Source organism: Dyadobacter endophyticus (genome assembly GCF_014641595.1).
GTDB classification, from domain to species: domain Bacteria; phylum Bacteroidota; class Bacteroidia; order Cytophagales; family Spirosomataceae; genus Dyadobacter; species Dyadobacter endophyticus.
Genome location: NZ_BMIA01000002.1, coordinates 635,605 through 651,856 on the forward strand (window position 1 = coordinate 635,605; position 16,252 = coordinate 651,856).

Below are 16,252 nucleotides of genomic sequence, written 5' to 3' on the forward strand. Positions count from 1 at the left end.
TAGACATGCTTTCTAATTTACTGATCAAAAACTATGCGCTGATAAAGCACCTAGAAATGTCCCCCGATCCCGGCCTGAACATCATTACAGGCGAAACGGGAGCTGGCAAATCCATTATGCTTGGTGCAATAGGCCTGCTGCTCGGAAATCGGGCTGACGCTAAGTCGTTATACGATAGCAGCGAAAAGTGCGTCATCGAAGGCACATTCAACCTGACCGGCTACGATCTCGCCCCCAATTTCGAAGATGAAAATCTCGATTTTTCGGAAGAATGCATTGTCCGCCGCGAAATTTCGGCAGCCGGCAAATCCAGGGCATTTATCAACGATACGCCTGTCAACCTGGAAACCTTGCGGAAAATAGGTATGCAACTGCTCGACGTCCATTCGCAGCACGACTCCATCCTACTCGGTAACAACGAATTCCAGTTGCGGGTAGTGGATTCCTATGCCGAAAATGCCGATTTGCTTAAAACGTATCATATTGATTTTAATGCTTACAGGGAAGCCGTCAGAACCTTCGACGAACTAAAAAAACAGGCACATCAGCTTCGGAAAGAGTTTGACTACGACCAATTTCTTTTTCAGGAATTAAACAATGCAGGCTTGAAAGCCGACGAGCAGGAAAAGCTGGAACATGAGCTGACCATACTTGAAAATGCGGTGGAGATCAAAGAGCGGCTGCAACTGGCTCATGCATATCTCGATAATCCCGAAAATTCTGTGCTCGACTTACTCAAGAGTGCCGTCGGGTCCCTCACGCAGGCGTCGCGACTGGTTACCGAATACGATGTGCTGCGTCAGCGCGCTCAAAGTGCATTGATTGAACTCCGCGACCTCGCCGAAGAAATCGATCAGGTGAATGGAAATATAGATCTGGATTCCGCGCGAACGGAGGTTGTGCAGGAACGGCTTGACCTGATCTATTCGTTGCTCAAAAAACATCAGGTATCGACTATCGGACAGTTGCTGGATATTGAAGCCGGATTGCAGGGCAAATTGAGCATTGTGATGAACCTGGATGAAGATTTGGCGGCGGCGGAAAAGAAAGTAGCGCAAACGCAAAACAAAATGCTCGCAGGTGCGAAAGTACTTTCCGACAGACGCAGGAAAGTGACCAAAGCCATTGAAAAGCTTATTCTGGACCGGTTGTACGAATTGGGAATCCCTAATGCTTCGCTAAGCATTCAAATCAATGAGACTGCGCCGACGACTGCGGGAATTGACTCTGTAACCTTCCTTTTCAGTGGAAATAAGGGAATTGTTCCGCAAGAATTGAAATTAGTTGCATCCGGCGGGGAATTTTCCCGCCTCATGATGGTTATTAAATATATACTCGCCGACAAGCGGAAACTGCCAACCATTATTTTCGACGAAATCGATACCGGCGTTTCGGGCGAAATTGCCAAAAAGATGGGGAAAATGATGCAAAATATGGCTATAAACCACCAGATTATCGCCATTACCCATTTGCACCAGATCGCCAGCAGCGGCGACGCACACTATTTTGTATATAAAGACCACTCCTCCGACAGGACTGTCAGCAGGATCAAAAAACTCACCATCGATGAACGTGTACAGGAAATCGCCCAGATGATCGGCGGACATAATCCGTCGGAAGCCGTGTTGCATAATGCACGCGAGATGATCCTGAGGGATTGACATACACCAATTCGGTTAACTCGATTTTCTATGAAAAACCTTATCCTACTATCGTTCCTGATCACGCTTTGCTTTGCTTGTGGAAAGGACAAAGACCTGGAAAAAGTTGCTGGACTTGAAACGGAAGTCCTGGCGATCCACGACGAAGTAATGCCCAAGCAAGAAGATATTATGGGCCTGAAAGCTCAGCTTTCGAAGAAAATTCAGGGCATAGACAGCCTTCAAAACGTAGGTGTGAGCAGCAATACAATGGCCGAGCAGCGCATTAAGGCCGTTGATTTAAACCAGAAACTGGCTGATGCCGACAAGCTTATGATGGACTGGATGCACGCCTACCGCGGCGATTCAGCCAAAAAACTGGATTCCAAGCAAGCTGTCCTCTATTTCGAAGGCGAAAAAGAAAAGATATTGCTGGTAAAGCAAGCCACCCTGAAGTCCATTCAGGAGGCCAAAACATTTTTAGAATAACCCGTTTATGAACTCAAAAGTAAAATCAATTCTTTTCCACTCCCTGTTTGTTTCCGCCTTCTTGTTTGCTATCACCGCCTGCGGCGATTCAGAAAAGAAGCTACCGATCCTCGGGGAGCGCGACTGGGTGAAGAAGACCGTCGATGGAAAAGAAGTCGTTGACACCATTTATAATACAATTCCAAAATTCGCCTTCGTCAATCAATATAGCGATACCGTTACCGAGAAAATTGTCGAGAACAAGATTTACGTGACCGACTTCTTTTTCACAACCTGCCCCACCATTTGCCCGGTGATGAAAAAACAGATGGTGAAGGTCTATGAGGCATACAAAGGCAATCCCGATGTAATGATCCTCTCCCACTCCATTGATCCCGAGCATGATACGCCGGCAGTACTTAATAAATTCGCAAAAGACCTGGGCGTGGAAGGCCAGCAATGGCAGTTCCTGACAGGTGACAAGGCCAGAATTTATGAAATCGGCCAAAATAACTACATGTCGACCGCCAAAGAAGACACTACGGTGCAGGGCGGCTATATCCACAGCGGGGCGTTCATCCTTGTCGATAAGGAAAAACACGTGCGGGGAATGTATGACGGAACCACAGAAGAAGGTACTAAGAAGTTGCTCAACGACATGGAGCGGTTATTGGCCGAATATAAGAAATGATACTTCCACAAAGTACCCTTGCAGGCACGGCCCGCGTGCTGGCGTTCCTGATGCTGGGCTTGGCTTCCTGCCGGAGTTCGGAGGAGCTTAAAAGTGAGCAATATTTCGTGACCGGGCAGCAATTGTATATGACGCATTGTGCCAATTGCCACCAGATGGAAGGCAACGGGATGTCCAACCTCTACCCTCCTATTGTCGGGTCACAGATCCTTTCCGATAAGGCTCGGATTGCCTGTATTGTTCAATACGGGATGAGCGATACAATCGTCGTAAACGGCAAAAAGTTCAGTCGACCTATGCCTCCTAATCCTAAATTAACCGAAATAGAAATCGCGGAGATTGTGAGTTTTGTATCGATGAAATGGGGAAAAGACAGCCTTTATACGCCGATCGAGTTTGTACACAAGGCACTAGCCGACTGCAAGCCTGATTAGATGCCCTTCGAAATAACCGTTCCGGTCATTTTCCGCAATTTGATCCGCGAAAAGTCCTGCTCGGCATCCATGCCAACGGCATTCGTCACCTCCGGCGACTGGGTATTTTTTATAGTCAGCGCCTTGTCCGTAAAAACCTTCCGAGTTCCGGGACTCCAACTGAGCTCGGTTGTGTTCAGGATCTGGTGTGTTTCGAATTTTACGACCCGTACGTGTCCCTTCACAATGTACACATCCGCATTGCGGTCGTACCTGCCCGAATCGGAGCGCAACGTGGTCACGACCGTGCCCAGCGAATCATAAAAGCTGATATTGACCGAATCAGGGAATACACGGGTTTCATTTTGGTAAGTCAATGATTTGGGTGTTTTAACATACACCTTCATTTTCCCCTGCTCGCTGTACTTCACAACCAGGTCATTGACAATTTCAAACGGCCCGTTGTACGCGGCGCCTATCTTGTCTGTTTTTGATTCACAAGCCGCAAAAAACAGCACGCAAAGTACCAGAATACAAAAAGGAGATAAATGATTATCTCCTTTTAACAAATATTTTTGAATGCCTTTACTAAGCATAAGATTGCCTGTTAATCGATCCGCCTTTTCTCGAACCATCTTTCCATAAGCGTCACGCCCAAAACCATTCGGCCGTACCGCTCGCGGATCGCGCCTCCGGAATTGGTTCCCCGCTGCCCCGCTACGAATGCTACGGAGAGTAAGTTGGCAAAACCACGGCCCATCGGGAAAGTAAAACCAAGGCTGACATTTGTATCGTTGATTTTCGTAATGCCAACCACATAGGGCGTATTACCGGTGCTGAAACCAATGCGGTAACGTACGTTGTCAAAATAACTAAGCGAGCCAAAACGCGGTATATATTCCGCACCAACATGCAGGCGGTTCACATCCTTCATACGCTCATTCACATTGCCGAAGCCCCGGTACTGTGACCATGACTGATGGCTGTAATCCACAGACAGCGTCATTTTGAACGGCCATTCCAGGCTAGCTCCTACCTGATATTGTTCAGGTACTGTCATCGAGCCTCCCAGGTTATTTTCGAGTGTATCGGGTACTGCAACGGGGAATGAGCCTTGTGTTAGTTCAAAAGAAGTAGTTTTAGTAGCGTTCAACGAGGTGCTGAAACTATATGCACCACCCAGGTTGAGGTTCAGCTTATTTTCTTTTTTAAGCGGAATCCGAACCGTACCGCCTGCCCGGAAAGCCACATCCGAATAGGTATTACGTTCGTTGAGGCTCACGATATAGTCGGACGGAACTCCATTGACATACAACAAAATATCCGACGATCTCCGCACGTTGCCAAAAAAGTAGCTGCTCTCCAGGCCCAGTGTTACATAACGGCCTATTTGAAATGAGTTGACCAGCGAAGCCTTGTTAACGCCTCCTTTTCCCGAAACCGTATATTCTGCAACACCCGGCGATCCCGAAACCGAACGGGTAAATGTGTTTTGATAATCGATGAAGCTGTAAGGCTTCAAATTCGCACCGATCACCCATTTGGGTGTGATGGGAAACGACAGCGACAGGTAACCCAGGTTTCCGCCTGCATTTCCCTGCTTTAAATTACCCGAAGCAATGTCTTTATACTGCCCGATCAGCCCGACATCCAGCGTTGTAAACCTGTTGCGTACCCAAAGCGCCGGATTCAGGTTATTGATCTGGAACCCGCTTGAAGTACTTACCCCGGAACCTCCCATTGCAGTGTTGTCGGAATATGCATCCCCGTAAAACTCGCCCATTCCGAGCGATGAATACGGAGAATTGCCCAATCCTTGTGCTTTTGCAAGATTTGTACAACTCCAACCGAGTGTAATGGCAAGCGTGATTATTCCTATTCTACTGTGAAGAGACATTATATGTTAAAATTCTGTTCAATCCTATTAAAACCAGTTCCGGCACCGCAAAGATGGGTGGTTTCAGGCTACTTTCAAAAAAAGCAGCATCCCCACCGCATAATACTACGCGTAAAGTCGGGTAATTGTGTCGGTATCGTTCAATAATTCCTTCGATTTCAGCAAGTGTGCCATTCATCACACCGCTCTGCATGGCCTGACGGGTGCTTTTCCCGATCAGATCCGGCTCTTTTTCAGGCTCGAAAAGTGGAAGTCTTTTAGTAAACGTATGCATCGCATTGAATCGCATCCGCACGCCGGGAGAAATTATCCCACCTTGGAACGCGGCATTGCGGTCGATGAGGTCGTACGTAATACAAGTGCCCATATCGATCACCACGAGATCCTCCCCCGGAAAAATAAAGTTAGCACCTGCGACAGCTGCGATCCTGTCGGCACCGAGGGTTTGCGGGGTGTCGTAATGCTTGCTGATCGGCAATGGCGTATCGGGTGTCAGGCCCATTACCCTGACCGGTTCGTCCAATGCTTCGAGAAACTCTTCCTGTGTTCTCCCGACGGAAGAAAAAAAGAGGTATTCCGGCAGTTCCGCCCTGATGTGACGGATCAGTTCCGGGAATTCCAGGTGCGTCGTATATCGTATAAGTTTTTCCCCTTCGAACCATCCTATCTTCGAAAAGGTATTACCGGAATCCACAACAATATTCATAGTCCGGCAAAAATCCGATTTTCCGGCCATAAAAACTAAGACTTAAAGGAGGTTAATGCACGTTAAATCATCGACTTCGCACTCTGATGGAAGATTTTTTGGCATTTGTAAGCAATAACAATGCCGTTGGCACGGTTTTAAAGCTAAATATTTGGAAATTAAACCACATATATTTACCTTCGTCCATCCAAGTCAGTATCGACTTATAAATCCAAAATCCATCTCGCGGTAATTCTAATCTCAGCGTTATCGAGGTTCAAAATCTTGCCGATTTATTGTCAATACTTCCGGTTTGTACCTGTTACAATTGTCAGATTTGATCCATCAAAGTTTTGCAGTTAGTAAAGCCTTTCGCGCAGGCTTTCGCAATAAATGCTTATCAACCTATCAATGACCATCACGTGACTTCAGGGCGCGCAGTCCTGTTTATATCCAATTATATTCACAATCTTATTGTCCAATTGGTAAAGTGACCCTTTACTTTCCATTTTCTGTATGCCTACAATTGATGATTTAAACATTAAGCTTTTATCAGAGCTACGAGAAATAGCGGGTTCCCTGGGAATACCCGATCACGCCAAACTTCCTAAAAAAGAACTGATTAACCGGATAGTTTCGCAGCATGCAGCACCTGCACCTGTTGCAGAACCCGTTGCCGTGGAAGCCCCTGAGCTGGATGACAGCTCAAACGATTCGGGTGAACCGAAGAAAAAACGTGCCCGCAGGCCTATTGAGCCAACTCCGGTGCCCGTTACGGGAAAAGGCGGAAACAACCGTCCTGCCCGCAATAAAAAAGATAGCAATCAAACAGGCCCTTCTTCTACGCCGTTATTCGATACACCTGCCCGTCAGGAAATCCTGAAACGCGCAGAAGAACGTCCGAAAAACATAGATACTTCGCTCGAAATCGACGAGGACAATGATACCCTCAATGACCTTGGCCGGGAAGAAATCACTGCGGAAGCGGAGGCGACTACCGAGCCGGAAGTAGCGGTTGAAGAAATTCAGGCTGATAATCAAACCGAAAAACCTACGGTAGTTTCGCAGGAACCGGCAGCTCAACCTCGTGAAGAGCGCCAGCCACGTCCACAGCAGGAGGGTCAGGAAAGGCCCCAGCAGCCTCAGCAGCCTCAGCTGCAACGCGAGGATCCTTCCTCTAAGATCAAACGCAATTACAACAATTATGTAAGAGAGTTTGATGGCCTGATCGTCAATGAAGGCGTGCTGGAAATCATGCAGGATGGCGGCTACGGCTTCCTTCGCTCTGCGGATTACAACTATCTGGCGAGCCCCGACGATATTTACGTTTCACCTTCGCAAATCAAATTGTTCGGTCTGAAAACCGGTGATACCGTAAAAGGTCAGATCCGTCCGCCGAAAGAAGGAGAAAAATACTTTGCGCTTTTGCGCGTGGAGACGGTTAACGGTAAAACTACCGAGGAAATTCGCGACCGTATCCCATTCGAATACCTTACCCCATTGTTCCCCGACGAATGCCTGCGCCTCAGCTCGCGCCCGGAACAATATTCAACCCGTATTCTCGATCTTTTTGCACCTATCGGAAAAGGGCAGCGCGGTATGATCGTTGCGCAGCCTAAAACCGGTAAAACGGTCTTATTGAAAGAAATCGCAAACGCTATCACCCGTAACCACCCCGAAGTGTTCCTGCTGATCCTGCTCATCGACGAACGTCCTGAGGAGGTGACTGACATGCAGCGCAGCGTACGTGCGGAGGTAATCGCGTCGACTTTTGACGAGCAGGCCGACCGCCACGTGAAAGTAGCTAGCATTGTTTTGGAAAAAGCCAAAAGAATGGTGGAATGCGGTCACGACGTGGTGATTTTGCTTGACTCGATCACGCGTCTGGCGCGTGCGTATAACACGGTAGTTCCGTCATCCGGTAAAATCCTTTCCGGTGGTGTGGATGCCAACGCATTGCACAAGCCGAAACGTTTCTTCGGTGCGGCACGTAATGTTGAAAACGGAGGCTCGCTGACCATTATCGCCACGGCGTTGATCGATACCGGTTCTAAGATGGACGAGGTGATCTTTGAAGAGTTCAAAGGTACCGGTAACATGGAATTGCAACTCGACCGCAAGCTGTCCAACAAACGCGTTTTCCCCGCTATCGATGTGATGGCTTCCGGTACACGCCGCGAGGATTTGCTGCTCGACAAGGAAACACTCAAAAAAGTGTGGATCCTGCGCAAGCACATGTCGGATATGAATGCGATGGAGTCAATGGACTTCCTTCTAGAACATATGAAAGGGACCAGGAACAACGAAGAGTTCCTGATCTCGATGAACCGATAAATAATAAAGCCCGGGCAAACGTTCCGGGCTTTTTCATGTTACCTCCCCTCCTATTGCATCTTGTCCCGCGGAATCTTATTTTTAGGTAGTTTAAAACACACATTCCCTACCGTTAAACTTCCGTTCCTCATGTTCAATAGTAAGGCGCTTTGGTGGACTTTCCTGGGATTCTGGATGGCAGGTTCCATTTACTGGCATGTATGCAAGATCGAACAATACTGCGATATGCTGTTCGATTCGCACGGCCTTCTTCCCGAAATGTCCGCTCAAAAGGGGCAATTCACCCTTTCATTGAGGGATATAGGCCTCCCTGCCTATCACATAGCGTTCACGCATTTCTGGCAGCATGTGATCATGATCGGGGTGGCACTAATCTTAGGTTTTGTGCTCGGTACTACCTACGAAATGAAGAAAACGAGGGAGTTGCGGTACCGACTGAACCGTATCCGCCGTGAGTTGGTCTTTTACCAATCAAAACAATGAATTTCCCCGCTATGTCGCTCGATTTGGACAGTTTCCCGGTAGCAATTGCAGAAATCGCATTGCTGCTGCTTGGCGCTACTGTCGCCGGTTGGTTCTTGGCAAAAGTGATTATCAAAAAGAGAATCGATAACTTGCGCGAATTATTAGAAGAGAAAAAATACGAACTCGCTCAACTCCGGACTTTAACAGACACCACAGTGGATTACCCGATTGCAACCAACGCTTCCAAAACTGTTTACCCTACCATCAGTCCCGATCACGCGCCCGATGATCTCAAAATAATTGAAGGAATAGGCCCTAAAATTGAAGAAATTTTGAACAAAGCGGGCATTCATACCTTCGAGCAACTTACAGAGACACCGGTGTTGCGTATGGCAGGTTATCTCAAAAAGGCCGGCCCGCGGTATCAGCTGCAAGATCCATCCAGCTGGCCGGAGCAGGCAGCATTGGCGAAGCAGCAAAAATGGGAGGAATTGGAAAGATTAAAGCTTAAATTGATTTCAGGAAGAGAATAAAACAATAAAGCCGCTCCGATGAGCGGCTTTATTTATGTTAATCAACACACTACATTAAAGCGTGTTCACTGTTCGCTGAATAAAACTTGTCAGATCATTCCCTGACAGCATTCCCTGCGAAAGCAATGCAAGATCATAAAGTTGCTTCGCCAGCGACGCTTGCTCCTCTTCATTTTCCGAACCGGCGATCTTTCCGATCAGCGGGTGGTTGGAATTGAGCGAAACCGTGTACATCAAAGGCATATCGCCAAACATTGACCGCTGCCCGGACGAGGCTTGCATGTCGGTCATCCGGCGCATGAATTCCGGAAACGTGATCACCACCGGCAGTTCGTCGACTGGCATTGCTTCCACCTGAATGTGCGCCGTCTTGCTTTCCGAAACGCCTTCGAAAACTTTCTTCACTTTGTCCTGATCGTCGGAAGATAGAATGCTTTCCAGCTTCACTTCTTTTTCAACCAGCTTATCTAATGTATCCGCGTCGACACGTTTGATACTGATCTTTTCCAGCTTCTGCTCCAACGCGTTGATAAAGTGTGAATCGATCACGGTATTCAGGACGAGCACGTCGTAGCTGCGCTTTTTAGCCGATTGGATGAATGCATCCTGCTTTTTCTCGTCGGTGGTGTACAGCCAAACAAGTGAATCGTTCTTGTCGGTCTGGTTTTCCTTAATATGTTCGCGGTACTCTTCGAATGTGAAATACTTACCCTCTGTGTTTTTCAACAGACAGAAATCCTTCGCTTTTTCATAGAATTTGTCATCGCTGATAATGCCGTATTTCACAAACAGGCCAATATCATCGAATTTCTTTTCAAATCCTTCCCGGTCGTTTTTGAAGATTTCGAGCAGTTTATCAGCCACTTTCCGGGTAATGTAGCCGTTAATTTTCTTCACATTGCCGTCCGCTTGCAGGTAGCTGCGCGATACGTTCAACGGGATATCCGGCGAGTCGATCACCCCGTGCAGCAGTTGCAGGAAGTCGGGAACGATGTCTTTCACTTCGTCGGTAATAAACACCTGGCGGCTGTAAAGCTGGATTTTCTCACGTTGTCCTGAGAAATCGTTACGTAATTTCGGGAAATACAGAACGCCCGTCAGGTTGAACGGATAATCCACATTCAAATGGATCCAGAAAAGCGGGTCCTCTCCGAATGGGTAAAGTTCTTTGTAGAACGCCAGGTAATCTTCATCTTTCAGGTCCGACGGGTTTTTGGTCCAGATCGGGCTTGGGTTGTTAATAACCTTGTCTTCGAACTCGATTTCGATCGGCAGGAATTTGCCGTACTTTTCCAGAATTCCCCGCAGACGGTGCTCATCGAGGAATTCTTCTGAATCCTCGGCGATGTGCAGGATAATGTCCGTTCCGCGCTCTTCCTTTTCTATGGATGAAATTTCGAACTCTGTCGAACCATCGCATTCCCAGCGAACAGGCTCCGAACCTTCGCGGTATGATTTGGTAATGATCTCTACATTCTGAGCCACCATATAAGCCGAGTAGAAACCCAGACCGAAGTGACCGATAATGCCTTTGTCGCCCTCGCCTTTGTCCTTATATTGCTCTACGAACTCGGTAGCACCCGAAAATGCGATCTGGTTAATGTACTTTTTGATTTCGTCGGCTGTCATACCGATACCATTGTCACTGATTGTGATCGTTTTGGCATCTTTGTCCAATTTGACAATTACTTTAAGATCGCCCAACTCCCCGTTGTATTCGCCGTACGAAGCCAGCTTTTTGATCTTTTGTGACGCGTCGACCGCGTTGGAAACGAGTTCCCTAAGAAAGATTTCGTGGTCCGAATAAAGGAATTTCTTGATAATCGGAAAGATATTCTCTGTGTGAATGCTCAAATTCCCTTTTTCCTGAATCACTGATTCCATAGTTATGCTATCGTTTGTTTTATATTTTAAGAATGTAATTTCACTTTGCAATACGAGGCACAAATATGCGTTCCAATTACAATCAAAACGCTTACCGGCTGACACATTGTCAGTATAACGCTACCAGGTGGTACGAAAGCTTAATCGGCTGGTATCTGAAAGGCTTTTTTACTAATATTGCGACCGGTATCCAACTCAACTAAAATCACCAAACCAGTTCCGCCGAACACCAATTTCTGACATGAATCTGATTAAAAAAATTTTTGTAGGAGTATTCTTTTTCAGCGGGTTCTCCGCCTGCACCACGATGAACTCCGTTCCTCTCTCGAATTACACCGTTTTTACCGAAGACCTCCGTCGCGACCTGGAAGCTGCCAATATTTCCCTTACGAAAGTTCAGTTTTTCAACGACAAGTCGATCAACATCCGTCGTGAAGTGACCGACCCGAACGATATTAAGGTAAATCCCGAAGGACAGATCACCATGAGCAACGGGAAAAGCATTCAGACGATCAACGTGCTGCCATTTACTCCGGGTGTCGCCTTGAAGACCGGCGACGGGACTATCAACGTTTCCTGGGACGATACGCAGCAGGATACCAAGGGAATGAAGTTCAACCTGAGCGGGCAGAACTACTTCCTCGACGTGCTTCCCAATAACAAATTCGATTACAAAGAGCGTACTTTCGACCTGCAAAGCGGTAATGGTGCTCGCCTGTTTGTAAAGAAGGATTTGTTGAAACAGGTGAAAAACCAGAGAGAGACATTGAAAGGACGTAAAGTGAATCAATAATCCGCTTACATTTCAAAAATAAAAGGTCGGGAAACCCCGACCTTTTATTTTTGAAATGTTCCTTATCAGTTTAGGTTAAAATATTGGCTTTTCTTACTATTCGCCCGGGGCTTCTGCACGATCTGCGAATTGCGGATCAGAACAATCACTACTAACCCCGTGACTATGGCGAGGGAGATTTGCAAAAACGAGATTATACCAAAGCTCGCCACATTTACTTTCGACGCTCTCACCAGGTCCTTACCGATCGTCGACTGGATTGCAGCCAGTTCGTTCAGATTCAAAATCGTACTTTCGAATGTTGCTCCGCCAGGCGCAGAAAACAACTGTTTTGCCTCCGCAAACGATCCGGCCACACACAACGCAAGCACCTGATTTTCCAGCTTCGCATAATTGCTGATCTGATTCTTGAATCCATGCAGGCTTTTTGCCTCCTCATCCACCAGATAAGTCTTTTCAAACAACCGGATCAGCGAATCGATACTCCGATCGTGTGCGCGTAGCTGCGCCTTCACATGCTCGGGCGACTGCTGCGCATCCGAGTAAAGATGGTTTTCCAGCGACAGGCGCTTGCGGTACAGGTTCTCGGTTAAATACAGGATAGTTGTCGCCGGAACCAGGCGATCCTTGTAAATAGACGAAAACGACTCGTCGATCCCCTCCACATTATAGCGGGAAATCAATGTAGCTCCAACGATCAATGCCATGATCCCTCCCAACAAAACCGCAGCTTTGAACTTCTGCTGAATAACAAATGACCACTTCATGGCAACGACTTCATGAATTGAAAATTAACTTTCCCAAGGTATCATTGTATTTACAAAATACAAAAATATCTTTCTATATTAACGAAAAAGTATGCTGTGTAATATCTGTTTTGCAATGTACACACAAAAAAAGCGCAGAGACAAATGTCTCTGCGCTCGGCGGCAATAGTTGACCCAACTAGTTCTGCTGACCGCCGCCTCCTACAACATCCGTATTGTTAACCGACTTCGTTTTCTTCTTCGGCGCATTGAAACTCATCTTTCCGATCGAATAGCTGAATGTCACCTTGAAATTGCGGTTGTAAAGTTGCGTTGCCCCGGTCTGCACGAATTGCGGCGAAGTCAGGTCCGACGTGAATCGTACGCCCTTGGTCAGGAAGTTTTCCGCTCCGAAACCGATGCTGCCCTTTTTGTTGGCAAAATCCTTCTTGAACCCTAATGAATATATGTAGAAACCGGTGCGTGTGCCCTGCAATTGAATCTCCTTACCCCGGTAAAAACCGAATGCCTGCAATCCCCAGCCATTTTGCAGCGAAATCTGCGACATTAAGCGGCCACCATAGTTAAAACCGGAATTGCTCATTGCTTGCGAAGTACCGTCGAGGCCGGTAGTTTGCCCTTCGAGGTACGAATGGAGAATGTCGATGCTACCGTTCAGTGTCCATTTCGGCGTCAGGTATACGTTCGCGAAGATGTTCGCCCCGTAGGCTCTCTGTTTACCGATGTTTTCGTAAGTCGTAACAATGGCACCTTGCAATGTATCCACCGCCATTCTCACTTGTGTGATCGAATTGTTGGTCTGGCGGGTGAAAACCGATGCATTAATGTAAGTCTTCTTGATATTGGTGCTCAATGCAACCTCGAAATTATCTGTCAACTCAGGGCTCAGTGCCGGGTTACCCGTGCTGATGCTCTGCGGGTTCGACAGGTTCACGTTCGGGTTGAGCTGCTGGATACCCGGGCGCTGAATGCGGCGGTTATATGCTGCTTTTAAAGTAGTACTTCCCGAAAGCGCCTTCGAAACGTTGATGCTTGGCACCAGGTTTCCGTAAGCCGGGATGTCGATGGGCTTATTTTCTCCCATATCCGCGGTAATGCCCGTGTATTCGTAACGCGTTCCGAGTTTGAACGTGTATTTGTTTTTGGTAGAAAGGGTGTAGGACAGATAACCCGCCGCCACGTTCTGTTTATAGTTCAATGCTCCTGCCGGATTGGTTGTACTCAGCACAAAATCACCCGACTCGCCAGCCGTAAGGTATTTAAAATCACTATTTACCGTCCTGAAAATACCTTTCGCACCGAATTCAATCAATTGGTTCTTGCCCAGGGGCGTCTGGTAATCGGTTTGGAGGGTCAATTCCGAGTTCTCGTTTTTGTTTTCGTTTTTCAACTTGCTGTTTACCGCGCCGGATTCATTCAGGAGATCGGTATTGAAGTTGTTTGTCAGCCCCGTGCGGCTGTACAATGTCGAAATACTCCACTCTTGCTGCGGTTTGAAGGTGCGGATGTAATCGATATTGAAATCCACAGTTCCGGAGAGATCCTTGCGGTCGACCTTGCGCAATGAACTGTTATTCAAAACGCTGTTTTCGTATTGGTTAATGGTCAGATCCTGTTTTTGGATAAAATTCCGCGTTCCATAGCGCAGTCCGGCCGAAAGCGCCTGATTTTTACCCAAATCATAATCCCAGCCCAATGAATACTGTCCGAACAAGCCGCGATCTTTGGCGGTCGAGCTTTGGTTAGTAAGGAACGAACTTCCACCCGAATACGTCGTCTGATCCAGCACCGATGTGGCTTTGTTATAGAACGCGCGACCGAAACCACCGAGCGTGAAACCCATTTTGCCTTTACGGTAGCTTCCGTTCAATCCGAGGTTCGAACCGCGGTTCCCCACTCCCGAATCGATATTCAGCGTCAGGCCTTGCAGGTTATTCTTTTTGGTAATGATATTAATGATTCCCCCCGAGCCTTCGGCGTCGTATTTAGCCGATGGCGAAGTGATCACCTCCACGGATTTGATCATATCTGCCGGAATCTGCTTCAAGGCGTCCGCCACGTTGGCCGCGATAATCGTAGAAGGTTTGTTGTTGATCAAAACCCTAATATTCGAGCTTCCGCGTAACGATACGTTGCCATCGAGGTCCACCGAGAGCATCGGCACTTTGCGCAGCAGGTCCGATGCGTCGCCGCCTTTGGAAGTAATGTCTTTCTCCGCATTGAATACCAGCCTGTCTACCTTCTCCTCCACCAGCGACTTTTCGCCGGTAATGGTAACCTCCGCCAAATTTTGCACGCTCGAAGCAAGCTGAATTGCCCCCAGTACGACATCTTTGCCCTTCTCCACTTTCACACTCACAGCCTTGTCTTTGTAGCCGATAAAGGAGATCATCAACTTGTAGGTGCCTGGCGCCACTTTCACGATGGCAAATTTACCACTCTCGTCGGCGGTGGTACCGTCAATCGCTTTGTTATCAGCTACATTGAATAATGCAATACTGGCGAACTCGACGCCTCTCGCGGCGGCTGAATCCAGTACAATTCCTGAAATTTTAGAGTCTCCCTGCACAGGCGCTTGTGCAATGGAATGGTTGGCCGCGATGGCCAGGAAAAGCGTCAAAACGGCGAATCTGACGACTGATAGTAAGGGATTCTTCATGGTTTCCATAAGTTAATCAAAGAGGGCGCTCTCGCTGCTGTCCTACTTAAATACAATTCTCAATACAAATGAAATACATGCTGTGCATTTATTATTTGATAATAGATAGCTCCCCCGAATTCATCTGCGAATCGGCACTTTGAAGGTACCAACCTGAAAACAGGCAAGTGGTACAATTTTGGTGGGGAGGGAAGATAAGCGTACTTTTGAGACTCGAATGCAAACCGGTGAGATCCCGTTTGCGCTAACTTACTCGTCCGTTCATGAATGAAGCTGTTATAGATTTTAGCAAAGTCCACCAGATAAATTTATTCGGAATACCCATTATGGAGCCCTCGACGGTACTGTCGAGCCTGATGATGACCGCGGTGTGCATTTACGCCTTTTTTCACCTCAACAAACTGGGCCGCGCGCACCGGATGTATAAGCAAATCCAGTATTTCTTCCTTTTTATGGCTATCGCAACGGCCATTGGCGGAATTCTGGGACACGGTTTTCTGTACATGACCGGCAAAGTCGGTAAGATCCCGGGCTGGTTTGCAAGCATGATCGCCGTCGCATTGTTTGAACGCGCGGCAATATGGCATATCAAACCGCTGCTGCATCAGCGCAATGGTCTTATTCTGGGCTGGCTGAACTATGTAGAGCTTACCGTATTTTTTGTACTCACTTTCATTACCCTCGATTTCAGGATTGTGGAAGTTCATGCATTCTACGGGCTTTTTCTGATGCTCTTCATGATCGAACTCTATGTTTACAAAAAGAAAAAGGATCCCGGAAGCAAAAATATCTTCCTCGCTACGCTCATGGGCGCGATAGCCGCCGGCTTCCATGCATTGAAATTCAGCTTCGGCGATTGGTTCAATTATAATGACATTGCCCACATCCCGATGTCGCTCTCTATCTGGTTCTATTACCAGGGCGCTCGGCATATGATTTACTATGGCGAAGAGAAGATTGTGCCGGAGGAGGTCATTGAAAGCGAAAGCGGCAGTTAAATAAAAAAAGCGGATGTCCCGATAA

General features: G+C 47.4%; 15 protein-coding genes. 9 read left to right on the top strand and 6 right to left on the bottom strand.

Annotated elements, in window-relative coordinates; genetic code table 11:
• The first annotated feature begins 5 nt into the window (after positions 1 to 5).
• From recN to IEY24_RS14830, 4 genes are read left to right on the top strand one after another with little or no spacing between them, the layout of a single operon-like run.
• Positions 6 to 1,661, top strand: coding sequence for a DNA repair protein RecN (gene recN / locus IEY24_RS14815; RefSeq protein ID WP_188933366.1), 1,656 nt, complete (start codon positions 6 to 8; stop codon positions 1,659 to 1,661).
• Positions 1,662 to 1,691: 30 nt separating this feature from the next.
• Positions 1,692 to 2,129 carry a viral A-type inclusion protein gene (locus IEY24_RS14820; protein ID WP_188933368.1) on the top strand — a complete coding sequence of 146 codons (438 nt, stop codon included), beginning with the start codon at positions 1,692 to 1,694 and terminating at the stop codon, positions 2,127 to 2,129.
• 7 nt (positions 2,130 to 2,136) lie between these two features.
• Entirely contained in the window at positions 2,137 to 2,799 is a 663-nt protein-coding gene (locus tag IEY24_RS14825) for an SCO family protein (RefSeq protein ID WP_188933370.1), read from the top strand.
• The gene (locus tag IEY24_RS14830; RefSeq protein ID WP_188933372.1) at positions 2,796 to 3,233 is read left to right on the top strand and encodes a c-type cytochrome; all 438 of its coding nucleotides are present in this window, start codon (positions 2,796 to 2,798) and stop codon (positions 3,231 to 3,233) included. The genes IEY24_RS14825 and IEY24_RS14830 overlap by 4 nt, the downstream gene beginning before the upstream one ends.
• Here IEY24_RS14830 and lptC read toward each other — a convergent pair.
• The 3 genes from lptC to IEY24_RS14845 are packed head-to-tail and all read right to left on the bottom strand — an operon-like array spanning position 3,230 to position 5,815.
• Positions 3,230 to 3,808: an LPS export ABC transporter periplasmic protein LptC gene (gene lptC, locus IEY24_RS14835; protein ID WP_188933374.1), complete on the bottom strand. Its 579-nt coding sequence runs from the start codon at positions 3,806 to 3,808 to the stop codon at positions 3,230 to 3,232. The two genes, IEY24_RS14830 and lptC, sit on opposite strands and share 4 nt — an antisense overlap.
• Positions 3,809 to 3,819: 11 nt before the next feature.
• Complete coding sequence (bamG, locus tag IEY24_RS14840) at positions 3,820 to 5,109, bottom strand: BamG family beta-barrel-assembly machinery protein (protein ID WP_229222359.1); 1,290 nt, start codon at positions 5,107 to 5,109, stop codon at positions 3,820 to 3,822.
• Positions 5,093 to 5,815, bottom strand: a complete 723-nt coding sequence (locus IEY24_RS14845; RefSeq protein ID WP_188933376.1) for a type III pantothenate kinase — start codon at positions 5,813 to 5,815, stop codon at positions 5,093 to 5,095. The genes bamG and IEY24_RS14845 overlap by 17 nt, the downstream gene beginning before the upstream one ends.
• A 495-nt stretch (positions 5,816 to 6,310) precedes the next feature.
• Here IEY24_RS14845 and rho point away from each other — a divergent pair, with 495 nt between their 5' ends.
• The 3 genes from rho to IEY24_RS14860 all read left to right on the top strand — a co-directional run bounded on the left by rho (position 6,311) and on the right by IEY24_RS14860 (position 9,126).
• Positions 6,311 to 8,128, top strand: coding sequence for a transcription termination factor Rho (gene rho / locus IEY24_RS14850; protein ID WP_188933378.1), 1,818 nt, complete (start codon positions 6,311 to 6,313; stop codon positions 8,126 to 8,128).
• 129 nt (positions 8,129 to 8,257) lie between these two features.
• Positions 8,258 to 8,611, top strand: coding sequence for a hypothetical protein (locus tag IEY24_RS14855; protein WP_188933380.1), 354 nt, complete (start codon positions 8,258 to 8,260; stop codon positions 8,609 to 8,611).
• The gene (locus IEY24_RS14860) at positions 8,608 to 9,126 is read left to right on the top strand and encodes a helix-hairpin-helix domain-containing protein (RefSeq protein WP_188933382.1); all 519 of its coding nucleotides are present in this window, start codon (positions 8,608 to 8,610) and stop codon (positions 9,124 to 9,126) included. The genes IEY24_RS14855 and IEY24_RS14860 overlap by 4 nt, the downstream gene beginning before the upstream one ends.
• A 54-nt stretch (positions 9,127 to 9,180) precedes the next feature.
• Here IEY24_RS14860 and htpG read toward each other — a convergent pair whose 3' ends face one another.
• Positions 9,181 to 11,010: a molecular chaperone HtpG gene (htpG, locus tag IEY24_RS14865; RefSeq protein ID WP_188933384.1), complete on the bottom strand. Its 1,830-nt coding sequence runs from the start codon at positions 11,008 to 11,010 to the stop codon at positions 9,181 to 9,183.
• 241 nt (positions 11,011 to 11,251) lie between these two features.
• On the opposite strand from htpG, the gene IEY24_RS14870 reads away from it, so the two are divergent.
• On the top strand, positions 11,252 to 11,803 hold the full coding sequence (locus IEY24_RS14870; protein WP_188933386.1) for a hypothetical protein: 552 nt from the start codon (positions 11,252 to 11,254) through the stop codon (positions 11,801 to 11,803).
• Positions 11,804 to 11,868: 65 nt separating this feature from the next.
• On the opposite strand, the gene IEY24_RS14875 is transcribed toward IEY24_RS14870, so the two are convergent.
• Both IEY24_RS14875 and IEY24_RS14880 read right to left on the bottom strand, forming a co-directional pair.
• Positions 11,869 to 12,570: an MCP four helix bundle domain-containing protein gene (locus IEY24_RS14875; protein WP_188933388.1), complete on the bottom strand. Its 702-nt coding sequence runs from the start codon at positions 12,568 to 12,570 to the stop codon at positions 11,869 to 11,871.
• A 178-nt stretch (positions 12,571 to 12,748) separates the two neighbouring features.
• Positions 12,749 to 15,238: a TonB-dependent receptor gene (locus IEY24_RS14880; RefSeq protein ID WP_188933390.1), complete on the bottom strand. Its 2,490-nt coding sequence runs from the start codon at positions 15,236 to 15,238 to the stop codon at positions 12,749 to 12,751.
• Between the two features lie 254 nt (positions 15,239 to 15,492).
• Here IEY24_RS14880 and IEY24_RS14885 point away from each other — a divergent pair, with 254 nt between their 5' ends.
• On the top strand, positions 15,493 to 16,227 hold the full coding sequence (locus tag IEY24_RS14885; RefSeq protein WP_188933392.1) for a DUF6962 family protein: 735 nt from the start codon (positions 15,493 to 15,495) through the stop codon (positions 16,225 to 16,227).
• Positions 16,228 to 16,252: the final 25 nt, after the last annotated feature.

Bases quoted from the DNA above. Each gene is read 5' to 3' on its own strand.
- IEY24_RS14870 (WP_188933386.1), top strand. From the start codon at position 11,252: ATGAATCTGATTAAAAAAATTTTTGTAGGAGTATTCTTTTTCAGCGGG.
- recN (WP_188933366.1), top strand. From the start codon at position 6: ATGCTTTCTAATTTACTGATCAAAAACTATGCGCTGATAAAGCACCTA.
- IEY24_RS14845 (WP_188933376.1), bottom strand. From the start codon at position 5,815: ATGAATATTGTTGTGGATTCCGGTAATACCTTTTCGAAGATAGGATGG.
- IEY24_RS14885 (WP_188933392.1), top strand. From the start codon at position 15,493: ATGAATGAAGCTGTTATAGATTTTAGCAAAGTCCACCAGATAAATTTA.
- IEY24_RS14830 (WP_188933372.1), top strand. From the start codon at position 2,796: ATGATACTTCCACAAAGTACCCTTGCAGGCACGGCCCGCGTGCTGGCG.
- rho (WP_188933378.1), top strand. From the start codon at position 6,311: ATGCCTACAATTGATGATTTAAACATTAAGCTTTTATCAGAGCTACGA.
- IEY24_RS14860 (WP_188933382.1), top strand. From the start codon at position 8,608: ATGAATTTCCCCGCTATGTCGCTCGATTTGGACAGTTTCCCGGTAGCA.
- IEY24_RS14820 (WP_188933368.1), top strand. From the start codon at position 1,692: ATGAAAAACCTTATCCTACTATCGTTCCTGATCACGCTTTGCTTTGCT.
- htpG (WP_188933384.1), bottom strand. From the start codon at position 11,010: ATGGAATCAGTGATTCAGGAAAAAGGGAATTTGAGCATTCACACAGAG.
- IEY24_RS14855 (WP_188933380.1), top strand. From the start codon at position 8,258: ATGTTCAATAGTAAGGCGCTTTGGTGGACTTTCCTGGGATTCTGGATG.
- bamG (WP_229222359.1), bottom strand. From the start codon at position 5,109: ATGTCTCTTCACAGTAGAATAGGAATAATCACGCTTGCCATTACACTC.
- lptC (WP_188933374.1), bottom strand. From the start codon at position 3,808: ATGCTTAGTAAAGGCATTCAAAAATATTTGTTAAAAGGAGATAATCAT.
- IEY24_RS14875 (WP_188933388.1), bottom strand. From the start codon at position 12,570: ATGAAGTGGTCATTTGTTATTCAGCAGAAGTTCAAAGCTGCGGTTTTG.
- IEY24_RS14880 (WP_188933390.1), bottom strand. From the start codon at position 15,238: ATGGAAACCATGAAGAATCCCTTACTATCAGTCGTCAGATTCGCCGTT.
- IEY24_RS14825 (WP_188933370.1), top strand. From the start codon at position 2,137: ATGAACTCAAAAGTAAAATCAATTCTTTTCCACTCCCTGTTTGTTTCC.